13 protein-coding genes are annotated in these 11,418 nt (G+C 49.2%); 4 read left to right on the top strand and 9 right to left on the bottom strand.

What is annotated here, in order from left to right; genetic code table 11:
• Positions 1-29: 29 nt before the first annotated feature.
• The 5 genes from H5647_RS01500 to dksA all read right to left on the bottom strand — a co-directional run bounded on the left by H5647_RS01500 (position 30) and on the right by dksA (position 6,131).
• The gene (locus H5647_RS01500; protein WP_045855749.1) at positions 30-1,442 is read right to left on the bottom strand and encodes a sigma-54-dependent transcriptional regulator; all 1,413 of its coding nucleotides are present in this window, start codon (positions 1,440-1,442) and stop codon (positions 30-32) included.
• Positions 1,443-1,492: 50 nt separating this feature from the next.
• Entirely contained in the window at positions 1,493-4,489 is a 2,997-nt protein-coding gene (locus tag H5647_RS01495; RefSeq protein ID WP_045855747.1) for an ATP-binding protein, read from the bottom strand.
• A gap of 11 nt (positions 4,490-4,500) precedes the next feature.
• Entirely contained in the window at positions 4,501-4,683 is a 183-nt protein-coding gene (locus H5647_RS01490; RefSeq protein ID WP_082086922.1) for a hypothetical protein, read from the bottom strand.
• 77 nt (positions 4,684-4,760) lie between these two features.
• Positions 4,761-5,684: a tRNA glutamyl-Q(34) synthetase GluQRS gene (gene gluQRS, locus H5647_RS01485; RefSeq protein WP_045855744.1), complete on the bottom strand. Its 924-nt coding sequence runs from the start codon at positions 5,682-5,684 to the stop codon at positions 4,761-4,763.
• Positions 5,685-5,690: 6 nt separating this feature from the next.
• The gene (gene dksA / locus H5647_RS01480) at positions 5,691-6,131 is read right to left on the bottom strand and encodes an RNA polymerase-binding protein DksA (RefSeq protein WP_045855741.1); all 441 of its coding nucleotides are present in this window, start codon (positions 6,129-6,131) and stop codon (positions 5,691-5,693) included.
• A gap of 329 nt (positions 6,132-6,460) precedes the next feature.
• Here dksA and sfsA point away from each other — a divergent pair, with 329 nt between their 5' ends.
• Positions 6,461-7,186, top strand: a complete 726-nt coding sequence (gene sfsA, locus H5647_RS01475; protein WP_045855739.1) for a DNA/RNA nuclease SfsA — start codon at positions 6,461-6,463, stop codon at positions 7,184-7,186.
• 20 nt (positions 7,187-7,206) lie between these two features.
• Here the strand turns inward: sfsA and H5647_RS01470 are convergent, their stop codons facing one another.
• A complete protein-coding gene (locus H5647_RS01470; protein WP_045855737.1) occupies positions 7,207-7,524 on the bottom strand; it encodes a Rieske (2Fe-2S) protein in 318 nt (105 codons plus the stop codon).
• Between the two features lie 35 nt (positions 7,525-7,559).
• On the bottom strand, positions 7,560-7,856 hold the full coding sequence (locus H5647_RS01465; protein ID WP_045855735.1) for a TfoX/Sxy family protein: 297 nt from the start codon (positions 7,854-7,856) through the stop codon (positions 7,560-7,562).
• 238 nt (positions 7,857-8,094) lie between these two features.
• Between H5647_RS01465 and H5647_RS01460 the strand changes: the two genes are divergently transcribed.
• Positions 8,095-8,784 carry a M15 family metallopeptidase gene (locus H5647_RS01460; RefSeq protein WP_236074734.1) on the top strand — a complete coding sequence of 230 codons (690 nt, stop codon included), beginning with the start codon at positions 8,095-8,097 and terminating at the stop codon, positions 8,782-8,784.
• Positions 8,785-8,851: 67 nt separating this feature from the next.
• Positions 8,852-9,508: an HAD family hydrolase gene (locus tag H5647_RS01455; protein ID WP_045855733.1), complete on the top strand. Its 657-nt coding sequence runs from the start codon at positions 8,852-8,854 to the stop codon at positions 9,506-9,508.
• 3 nt (positions 9,509-9,511) lie between these two features.
• On the opposite strand, the gene H5647_RS01450 is transcribed toward H5647_RS01455, so the two are convergent.
• Positions 9,512-9,826 (bottom strand): hypothetical protein, encoded by a 315-nt coding sequence (locus tag H5647_RS01450; RefSeq protein ID WP_236074733.1) that lies wholly within the window; start codon positions 9,824-9,826, stop codon positions 9,512-9,514.
• A gap of 218 nt (positions 9,827-10,044) precedes the next feature.
• On the opposite strand from H5647_RS01450, the gene H5647_RS01445 reads away from it, so the two are divergent.
• Complete coding sequence (locus H5647_RS01445; protein ID WP_045855732.1) at positions 10,045-10,791, top strand: hypothetical protein; 747 nt, start codon at positions 10,045-10,047, stop codon at positions 10,789-10,791.
• Between the two features lie 42 nt (positions 10,792-10,833).
• Here H5647_RS01445 and ppa read toward each other — a convergent pair whose 3' ends face one another.
• Positions 10,834-11,382, bottom strand: a complete 549-nt coding sequence (gene ppa / locus H5647_RS01440) for an inorganic diphosphatase (protein ID WP_045855731.1) — start codon at positions 11,380-11,382, stop codon at positions 10,834-10,836.
• Between the last annotated feature and the right edge of the window lie 36 nt (positions 11,383-11,418).

Genomic DNA, 11,418 nt, shown 5'->3' with positions numbered 1-11,418 from the left:
GAATGCGCGAAGCTATGCCGTTTATAAGGCTATTTGTTGGAAGCGTTTTGCGTCGGTTTGTTGCGAGGGATGCCTAAGCGTTGCCTACGTTCCCATAGGCATTTACGGCTGACGCCGAGCTTTCTTGCGAGTTCGGTTTCGCTCATGGTGTCTTGGTGTTCGAGGACAAAGCGCTGAAAGTAGTCCTCAAGGGATAAGTCTTCGTTAGGTTCGTTTGAGGGGGCTCTGTTACTCGGGTGGCTGGCGCGACCGGGAGCGTCTTGATGGCGTTCGTCGTCAACTTTTACTAGGTCTAGGTCGATAGCGAGTTGAGCGTGATCGATTTCCGTGTCGTTATCGCACAATATGACAGCGCGTTGAATGGCATTTTCTAGTTCACGGATATTGCCAGGCCATGTGTAGGTCGTAATGGCCTGTATGGCTTCTGGCGTGAGGGTGAGTGCAGGCTTAAGCATTTCGGCGCAAAAGCGTTTTACAAAGGTTTCGGCGAGGGCCAAAATATCTTTGCCTCGTTCACGTAGCGGTGGGAGCTTTAACTGAACAACGTTGATACGGAAGTAAAGATCTTCTCTGAACTGGCCTTCACGCGATAGCTTGCCCAAATCACGGTGCGTGGCGGCAACTAGCCGCACATCGACTTTATGTGATTCTACGGAGCCTATTGGGCGAACTTCACCTTCTTGCAGCACCCGTAGAAGGCGTGCCTGGGCTTCGAGTGGTAGCTCGCCTATTTCATCGAGAAATAATGTGCCGCCGTCTGCTGCGGCGACTAAACCTTCACGGTTGGTGGCTGCACCGGTAAATGCGCCTTTTTCGTGGCCGAAAAGCTCGGCTTCAATTAATGTTTCCGGGATTGCGGCACAGTTTACGGAAATGAGCGGTTTGTTTTTGCGTGGGCTTTCGTTATGAATTGCGTTTGCAACGAGTTCTTTACCGGTGCCTGTTTCGCCGTGAACGAGTACGGTAGCGGTGGTAGGAGCAACTTTGTGAATTTTGGCGTATAGCTCTCGCATCACGAGGCTGCTACCAATCATGCCTTCGATGGCGTTGTGGTTTTCGCTGGTGCGAATGGGGGATTTTGCCTTGCGGCTGTCGGACTTGCCTATAACGCGTTTGACGGCAGCGAGCATTTCATCGTGATCAAACGGTTTAGCGATATAGTCGACGGCGCCCATTCTCATGGAGTCTACGGCGGAGCGTAAGCTAGCGTAACTGGTCATGATCAATACGGGAACGTCGCCTGCGAGCTGTATGAGATCTGTGCCGGGGGCGCCCGGTAGGCGTAGGTCGCTAATGATAAGGTCGAAAGTGTCGAGCTTATGCTTGCCTGTGGCCTCGCTAACAGAGCTAGCTTCTTCCACAACGTACTTATTGCGAGTGAGTAACTTCCGCAAGGCTGTGCGGATAATATCTTCGTCTTCAACAATTAGTATTTTGCTCATAGATCGTCTGCTGCGTTTACTTCGTTAAAACCAAGTCCCGAGTAATTCGGTTACAACTGATGCCTAGTGTTACCCGTAGTGGCGTCAGATTCAAGCGCTGTGGGGAGCTTTATCACAAATTTTGTGCCTATTTGTAACACTTTATCAATTGGGCTGATAATCTCAAGAGTGCCTTTGTGCTCTTCTACGATGCTGTAAACCATCGCCAAGCCAAGCCCTGTCCCTTCTCCGGGGTCTTTAGTGGTGAAAAAGGGTTCAAAGATTCTATCTTGCAGGTCTTGCGGGATACCGGGGCCATCGTCAGAGACCGATATTTCTGCCCAATGGGCTTTTGCGTTCGTGCAGACGGTAATCGTGCCCTTGTCCCCTGCATCGGTGCAGGCATCTCGGGCGTTGGACAACAGATTGACGAACACTTGGATCAAGCGTTGGCTGTCGCCCCACACTCGAATGGCTGGGTCAGCGTCGTTAATAAAGTTTACCTGGCCTTTTTCTCTTTGAAGGCGAATAAGGTCGATGGCTTCTTGAGCGCATTGATAGACAGACGCATGTTGGAAGGCGCTTTCTTTTTCTTGGCCTGAGTGGGAAAAGTTAACGAGAGAGTGGACGATTCGGCTAACTCTGTCTGTTTGGGACAAAATTTGCGCAACGGATTCTAAGAGCTCTTCATCCTCCGTTTCATATTTCATATTTTGTGCAAGACAGGCAATACCGGTTACGGGGTTGCCAATTTCGTGTGCAACGCCCGCAGCTAATCGCCCGACCGATGCTAGCCGTTCGCTGTGCATTAATTCTTTTTCGAGTACTTGTAGCTCTGTGACGTCTTCTAGCAGAATGACCTGGCCATCGGGTTGCTGTCTATTGGTCGACGGAATAGACGCTTGGTGCAGGCTGATCCAATGAGTTCGGCCGGCGAGGTCAATTTCTTGTTTGTAGAAGTGGGCCGATCTTGAGTTTGCAAACCGTTCCATCAATTCGCCCCATGGGTCCAGAATATCGGTGAGCCTAGAGCCTGTGACGGTTTCGCTGGTGATACCAGTGAGGTGCTCCATGGCGCTATTCCACATCAGTACTTCCATATCTTTACCGACAGAGCATACGGCCATAGGCAGCTCTTCGAGTGTTCGGCGATGATAGAGACGCAAATTATTGAGTTCCGCCGCGAGGCCGGTTAAGTGATCCCGGTAGTCATTGATACGGCTTTCCATGAGGTTGATATCAGCGACACCTTCACTTTCTGGCACCTTAAACGGTATCTGTCCGTCCATAATTTCGGTGGCCATGCTAATACCCATAAGGCCGGATAGGTTGGCCTCGACTTCGTCGCGGAGGCGTCGAAGTGCGTAGGGCCTGCTTTCGCTGGCATTGAGCCCTAGTTGCTCGAGTGCTCGATTGACTTCAACTCGGGCGGTGGTCTCGCCTATTCGGTTGGAGAGTCTTTCTACTATTTCTTCTGGTGACCGAATGTCCAATGCCATGCGTACAGGGTGGCTGAGTTCGTCTTCGGCGCAAAGGTCTGCACTGTACTTTTCATCATCGGTTTGATGGGTGGTCAATGAGACGCCCACAAATATAAGGGTGTTAAGCCCCAACGACCAAAGTGTCACGGTTTCCCAGTAGTCGATACCGACGGCGAGAGGGTTGGTTAAGAATGGGAGGGGGTAGTGCTGAATACCGCTCAGCATTGGTAGTAGTAGTCCTGTTGCCCAGACAAACATGCCGATGCTTAGCCCTGCTAGCAAGCCCTTGCGATTGCCTCGGGTCCAATGGGCTACGGCTATAATCCCAGGTAAAAACTGCAGTGTTGCTATAAATGACGTGAGCGCTAAATCTGTAAGATTAAAGTGATTGCCAAGCGTTAAATAGAACCCGTAGCCGGCCAGAATAACGACCGTTATCAGTACTCTTCGCATCCAAATTAATTGCCCATAAATTTCACGATGAGTGCGCAGCGGTGTAGCGGGCAAAATCCAGTGGTTAAGAATCATTGTGGCGATAGCGAGAGAGATCGCAACGATTGCGCCGGTGGCTGCTGATAGGCCCGCTACAAAGGATATCAGCGTGAAAGTGGTGCTGCCGGAGGCAATAGGCACGGCAAGAGGGAAGTATTCAGTTGGAAATTGGCCGCCCAACTTAATGCCTGCCCAATAGATAGGAAAGATGGGTAACGCCATGACCAGAAGAAATAATGGGAAGGCCCAGCTAATGGTTCTAGCGACGTTTTTGACAGGGTTCTCGACCACGGTCATATGAAAAATGTGTGGCATAGAGACTGCTGTGGCAATAAAGACCAGTAGCAAGGTGTGTGACGATTGGTGAGCGGCTGGCGGGTTTAAATTTTCGAGTTGTTCAGGGTTCGCGGCAAGCCATTGGTCGAGCCCGTCGAATCCGGAAAATACGTGATAGACGGCAAATAGCCCTATTGCGCATAAACCGAATACCTTAATGAGAGATTCAAAGGCCATTGAGGTAATGAGGCCTTTGTGATGCTCTCGGTTAGAGCCGAAGGTCATGGCAAAACAGGCAACCGCGACACAGTAAACAAGCGCTAGTAGTTGACGAGTGCCGAAATCCTCGTTATTCATATCGATACTGATGCCATTGTTGCGCGTGAGTATGTGAATCGTATCGGCAACGGCTTGGATTTGTAGCGCAATTAATGGCGCCATTGCCAGTAGCATACAAAGAGTCGCAATACCGCCCACTCCGTGGCTGTCGTAGCGGAAGGTTAAGAGGTCTGCGGTGGAATTAATTTGAAAGCGGCGCGCTAGCTCCATCAGGGGTTTCAATGCTAGCGGAGCAAATAAGAAGAGGGCACCAGTGCCAATATAATAAGCGAGAGCCCCGTAGCCAAAATTGCTGGCGAGATCAATGACGCCGTAATACGCCCACGCGCTCGCAAAAATACCCAATGAAAAAATATAAGTGACGGGGTGGCGGGCGATACGTTGGCTGATCAAGCCTTTTTCGGTGCAGTAGGCCACGGTGAACAGCATGCTGAGATAGACGAGGCAGACAAGCCCAACTTGTAAAAAGCTAAATGTCATGGAATTGGGGCTCAAGGTTGGGGGGGGGTGGTTGTCGACTTATATTGAATGATAAAAGCGATGAGCACGACGAGCAGCCAAATAACAAATGGCCTGTACCAGCCGCCGTCGGGGTGAACTATCCAGCTGAAGAGCACGGGTGCGAATATATAGATCACCAATAGCATTAAGAGTAGGGGGCGTTGTCGTTTCATTCAGCTTCCTCTTGGGGCGCGAATTGTACCTTAACAAAATGGTGGGCGTTACGTTAGTGTGTCGCGAGGTAGTGGTATTAGCCGATGATTGGGTGTGTAGGAAGGGCTCGGATATCCCATTTCCCAGTGGCCCATTGAAGAATGGTCGTTACGCTTTTGTGTTGGAGTGTGGTGCGCTCTTTATTATTGCAAAGCCCGAGTAATTCGCACGCGAATGTAAGGTTTGCCGTTGCTTCTGTCGATTGGATGGCGGGGGCGTGATTTTGCTTGCTCAACTTGTGACCACGGCTATCGGTCACCAGAGGAATGTGGCTGTAGTGTGGTGGCGAGCTGCCCAGCGTGAAAAACAGTAAGCGCTGCTTGTTGGTTGTGCTCAGTAGGTCTGCACCTCGAACGACATGAGTGATGCCTTGCTCTATGTCGTCTACGACGACGGCGAGTTGGTAGGCAAATAATCCATCTTTACGGTGGATGACAAAATCGTCGTGCGGATCTAGAGGGAGCTGCAGGGGGCCTAAAACACCATCGATGAGCGGGTCAAGTGTGGGTTTGTCCAGCGACAAAAGAGCCGCCTGTTGGTTAAGGCGAATAGCGCTAAGGCTATTTGGCGGCGGGGCTAATGAAAGGCAGTGCTGGTCATATAGACTTTCGAGTTGCTTTAGCCGTGCTCTAGTGCAATTGCATCGATAGGATAATTGCCGCTGTGCAAGTGTGTTTAGCGTTGCGCTATAAGCGTCGTGTCGCTGGCTTTGAAATAATACTCTCTGGTCTGATTCGAGGCCGTGCTTGGCTAACGATTCTAAAATCAGTGAGTGGGCGCCTGCTTGTTCGCGGGGGGGGTCAATATCTTCGATGCGAACGAGCCACTGGCCGTTGTTAGCTCGAGCATCAAGATAGCTCGCCAGTGCACAAACTAGCGAACCCATATGAAGAGGGCCAGAAGGTGAGGGGGCGAACCGGCCTACATAAGGTGTAGCCGGCTGTCTAATGATAGTAGGCAACCCCGTTTAGAGTGTGGTTTGCTTTTCTTTTATTTCATCGATAGTTTTGCAGTCGACACACTGTGTAGCAGTGGGGCGAGCTTCTAATCTACGCACACCAATTTCTACGCCACATGCTTCACAATAGCCGTATTCGTCGGTTTCTAGTAGTTCAAGAGTGCTATCAATTTTTTTAATGAGCTTACGTTCGCGGTCTCGCGTACGTAGCTCGAGACTAAATTCCTCTTCCTGACTTGCGCGATCGGCAGGGTCTGGAAAATTCGAGGCCTCGTCTTTCATGTGGCTTACAGTTCGATCGACTTCTTCCATGAGTTCATGTTTCCAAGCATGTAATAGCTTGCGAAAGTGATCACGTTGGTCATCGCCCATATACTCTTCGCCTTTCTTCTCCACGTAAGCGGGGATATCACGAAAAGCGAAGTTGGTTTTAGCTTGAGATTCCGGCATAAGTTATTTGCGCCTCATTGCTGAATAATCGCAGTCAAATGGGGGTGTTTTAGGTATTTTCAAGGCCGCCCAACATTTTATTTAAGTGTAAAGCGACTGATTTGCCCCAGATTCCACCCTATAAATACAGTCGAGTAAAATCAAGCGGAGAAAATTACCAGATTCGCATTTTGCGCGCTAGTTTTTTCGCTTATTAACGAGAGGATAGTCAGCAGATAAATTTTACTGTAGAAAGTCTTGGTCTCGATTTGGTGAGTGATATGGCATCAAATACAACAAAAGTAATCGGTCGTGAGTTGTGGTTCTGGCCTATTTAAATAGAGGTTTTTATGCAGTTTTCCCCCCCTTTAGTCTCGGCCACACTGTTGCGACGGTACAAGCGCTTCTTGGCCGACGTAGTAATGCCTGATGGCCGTGAAATAACGGTCCACTGTCCGAATACCGGCAGCATGAAAAATTGTATCGTTGCGGGTTCTGAGTGTTATTTGTACGACTCGAATAATCCTAAGCGAAAATATCGTTACGGTTGGGAATTGGCGACCACGCCGTGTGGCGGTGTTGCCGGTATTAATACGGGTAGGGCCAATGCGCTTGTGGTTGAGGCGATTGAGAGCGGTCGACTTGAAGAGTTGCAGGGATATAAAACCTTGCAGCGAGAGCAGAAGTACGGTGACGAGGGCAGCCGTATCGATATATTGCTGTCTACGGGTGAGGATAAGTGTTTTGTTGAGGATAAGTGTTTTGTTGAGGTAAAAAGTGTGACGTTGGCAGTGGAGGGGCGGAGAGGGTGTTTCCCCGATTCTGTGAGTGTGCGTGCAAGCAAGCATCTGAGGGAGCTGATGAGCGTGAAGTCGCAAGGGCATCGAGCCGTGTTGTTGTACTGTGTGCAGCACACAGGAATAGACAGTGTTTCACCTGCGGACGATATCGACCCACATTATGGTGTTTTATTGCGCGAAGCGTCTATGGTGGGAGTGGAATTATTCGCTTATCGTGCCGCGATCACGGTGGAGGGAATTATTTTGCAGCAGAGGTTGCCGGTGGTATTGGATTAGCGGCTAAGAAATACCGGTGTTTATGTTAAGTAAACGCCAGTGTCGTCGCAGGTGATGGCAACAGGTGTTAGTTTTTCGCCAGTGCACGGCCCTGAAACGCATTCGCCAGAGTCGATAAGAAATAGAGCCGCGTGGGTGGAGCATTGAATTAGCTCTCCCTCGGCATCAAGAAACTCATTAGGTTGCCACTCAAGTGGAATGCCTAAGTGTGGGCATTTATTTTTATACGCGAAAACACAACCATCTTTTCGCACGGCGAAATACGGCTCGTCGTGAAGAGCAAAAGATAGGGCTGCGCCTTCGGGTAATTGTGCGTGGTCAAACAGCTTTATTGTCACGAATGTACTTTATGGCTCGGTTTCTTGGGCGCGGTTTAAGCGCCCGTGCTAACAGATTGCTCTGCTTCTTCAACCAATTGCGACTTTAAATCGGGCGATAAATCGTTCCAATGAACATCCATTAGTGCACCTTGAAGCGCATATAGCATGACTTTGGATACGTGAATGCCACGTGTTTTTATTCGACAATAGGCTTCAACTGCACCCATTCGAGATAAATCATCGTAATTGTTTACACCGATTGCATGAAGAATATTGACTGACGCCATGCCGAGGTTTTTAAGCCCGAGCAACTCTCCCTGCATACCTTGGCTACCGTTAGAGGAAGTCATGAGGTCCGATCTCCCATGGGTTGTTATTATTAGAATGTCTTGGGGTTCTGGTGAATATAGAATTAGTTTAGCAGTTGGTTGCTGATTATTATTTTAAGTTAGCAACTACCGCGTACAATCTCGTAATGTTAGTGCTTATCGCAGCATGCTGCAGCAGCTAATATAGCCGGAGATCGGTCACCAGTAGCGGGCAATCATACAGACTTATACTGGTAGCGCAATTAGTTAAGGGGACAATATGGTCAAAATGGGAGCAACTCCCGTGACTTTCGCGACATTTGAGCAGGCCTGCGGGCGTGATAATTCTCACGTTGATTTTGATACCCTTGAGTGCCCTGTTCACCGAATGGCAGTGGAGCCCATTGCTGGGCTTAAACGTCTCGCGGCCCAGAATGGGTTCGATTTGCGTATTGCGAGTGGGTATCGAAGCTTTGACCGCCAGTTATCTATTTGGAATCAAAAGGCATTGGGTAAGCGCCCTGTTGTTGATGTTAATGGGCATCAGTTGGATATCAATACGCTTTCACCTGACCAGTTAATGCACTGCATTTTACGTTGGTCGGCTTTGCCGGGTGGTTCGCGACATCATTGGGGAACGGATTTTGATATCTACGATGCAGCGGCCCTGCCAGATGGCGAGCGGCTCCAATTGACGGTGGCAGAATGTGAGGGAGTCTTTGCCCCCTTGTATGAATGGTTGACGGAATATCTCGCAGCGCAAGATTACTTTATTCGCCCCTATAATCTAGACACGGGTGGTGTATCGCCGGAGCCATGGCATTTAAGTTGTGCGCCGCTGGCCACTCAATATGCAGAGCGCTTAACACCGGAGTTGTTGTTTGGGCTTGTTGAAAGTGCGGACCTTATGCTGTCTGAGGCACTAAAGGCTTGCTTTAACGATGTTTTTGAACGTTATGTTGTGCTTTAGAGGTGGGTGTGGTCGTATTTAAAATGCTCTGTAAACACGTTAACAAACAGTAGGGCTTGGCAGTATTATGTTAGTGATTTTTGATTGTGACGGAGTGCTTGTTGATAGCGAAGGGTTGGCCGCGGAGGTGTTTTCGTTGCTGCTTGCCGAGCAAGGCATGGATATTCCACCTGCCGATTGTTATCAAGCGTTCCACGGGCACTCTTTGTCTTATTGCTACGCCTGGATTGAAAAAAGATTTGAGCGCGCTCTACCTAATACTTTTGATCAACAACTGGCTGCAGCAACACAGCGCCGATTTGCGGAGGATCTAACGCCAGTGGCAGGCATAGAGTGCGTATTGGAAACGCTACAGGAAAATGAGATACCGTTTTGTGTCGCGTCGAATGGGGCTCACGCCAAAATAAAACATTCGTTGGCAATTACTGGCTTGGACCGTTTTTTTCCGGAAGTGCGTGGCGCTACCCGTAGATTTAGCGCTCAAGACGTCAATGAAGGGAAACCCTCGCCAGCGTTATTTCTGCTGGCGTCGAATGTCGTGGGTGTGCCTGCCGATTGCTGTACGGTGGTTGAGGATTCTCCAGCGGGGTTTATGGCGGCGCAGGCGGCGGGTATGAGTCTAGTACGGTTTGTGCCTTCGCCTAAGCATGAGCGGCAGGTTGAAGGGCAGTGTTTTACAATGAGTGATGTGCTGAAACAGCTCATAAAGCCGGAGGTTAACTAAGGTTTAACCTATTTTAGGCTCTGTTGTTTGAGATGTTTCCAGCGGATGTTCTTGTAGCCACTCCAGCACAGATTGTCGGCTTTCTAACATGGCACGATAAGTGTTTATAACCGTTTCGCTGGGCGCTTTCATTTCTTCCAAGCGATGAATTCTATCTTCAAGAAAGGCGATATCTTCACAAATTTTAGTGGTGACGGCGCTCACATGAACCCTCTGTTGGCCAACGGCAATAACCTTGTCATCATTTATAGTTAAAACGGGGTCTTTTGGTGTAAAAGAAGGGTGGTGAAGTTGCGTGTTATCGGGAATGCTGCTCATAATAAATACATCTCTACATTTAAGGCAGGTGGTGTGTACCCAATCTCACCCCCCTCTTGAGATTGTTGCCTAAAAGTATGGATCTTGTTCAGACTTCTGCCAGCGGTCATCAGCGCCAAAGTACGTAAGCATGTGCCCATGTGATGCGTAATATAGCAGAGGTTAAAGCCCGCGCTTCATGAGCGTGTAAAGCATAATTATTCTAGTAAGGTGGTGTTATGTCCTCAGAAACATCCGAAGAAAAGTATAATTTAGTTTTTCGTGGAGCCTTGGCGAAAGGTGTAGCGTTAGATGCTGCCAAGCGTAATATGGGACAGCTGTTTAAAATTGATGCAGCAAAAGTTGAGGCCTTGTTCAGCGGCAAAGCAGTAGTGTTAAAACGAGGTTTGGCGTTTGACGCGGCTACGAAATATCGCGTAGCGATAAAAAAAGCTGGCGCGCTTGTGGATGTAGAAGTTCAAGTGGCAGCAGCCGGTAAACCGCAGGGTAAAGCAAGCTTTGGTGCGTTCGATGTTCAGCCGCCTTCTTTTTCTGCGCCCTCTGGGGTTATTCCCTGCACGGAGCCAGCAGTGGGGGCTATTCCCGGCACGGAGGTGCCCGCTAAGGTTGAGGTGGGGTTAGTTTTGGCGCCCATGGAAGGTCATTTGATCGCGGCGCAAGAGCGGCCGGTGGTTGAGACTGTTGAGGTCGATATATCGGCGTTGTCACTAAAAGAAAGCGGCGGAAATTTGCTAGAGGCTTCTGAATACGAGCAAGACTCGGCGCTTGAGTTGGATCTAACGGCGTTCAATATTGCAGAGGCGGGAGCTGAGCTGCTAAAACCTGAAGAACGGAAAAGCGTTAAAGCTGTAGATGTGGATATAAGTAGTTTGAGCGTTGCAGAGCTAGGGGGCAATTTAGCACCACCTAAACCGGTGTCAGCACCGGCGCCGGATGTAAGCGGCATAACGCTTCTAGAGCCTTAAAGCCGCCTACAGTCGAGCCTTTTAAACGGTGAGCTTTTGTGTTTAGAAGCGTGGCGCTTTAGGTTGGTTCTTGAAGTTTTCGATAGAATCTAAAATTTCTTGTTTGGCTTCGTCAACACCGGCCCAGCCATCCAATTTAACCCACTTGCCTTCTTCTAGATCCTTGTAGTGCTCAAAAAAGTGCGCAATACGGTTTATTTTGATGGAAGGAAGCTCTTCAATACTGACGACATCATCGTAATACTTAGTCACTTTGCTAACGGGAACGGCCAGAATTTTTGCGTCTTCACCCGATTCGTCTGTCATTTTTAGCATGCCTAAAGGGCGGCATGTGATAACCGAGCCTGGCAGTAAAGGGCGATTCATAAAGACTAAAACGTCGGCGGGGTCGCCATCATCACTTAAAGTATGAGGGATGTATCCGTAGTTGGCTGGGTAATGCATTGCGGTACCCAGAACGCGGTCAACAAACATGGCGCCTGATTCTTTATCGACTTCATATTTAATAGGGTCGCCGCCCATCGGGATCTCGATGATAACGTTAATTTCTTCTGGTGCTTTATCGCCTGTAGGCACGAGGTGAAGGCTCATACTCAAAATCCTGTACGTAATTCGTTTGTCTATGTG

It is taken from the genome of Teredinibacter purpureus (genome assembly GCF_014217335.1).
Lineage (GTDB): Bacteria > Pseudomonadota > Gammaproteobacteria > Pseudomonadales > Cellvibrionaceae > Teredinibacter > Teredinibacter purpureus.
This window is presented reverse-complemented; position numbering and strand designations above follow the sequence as displayed.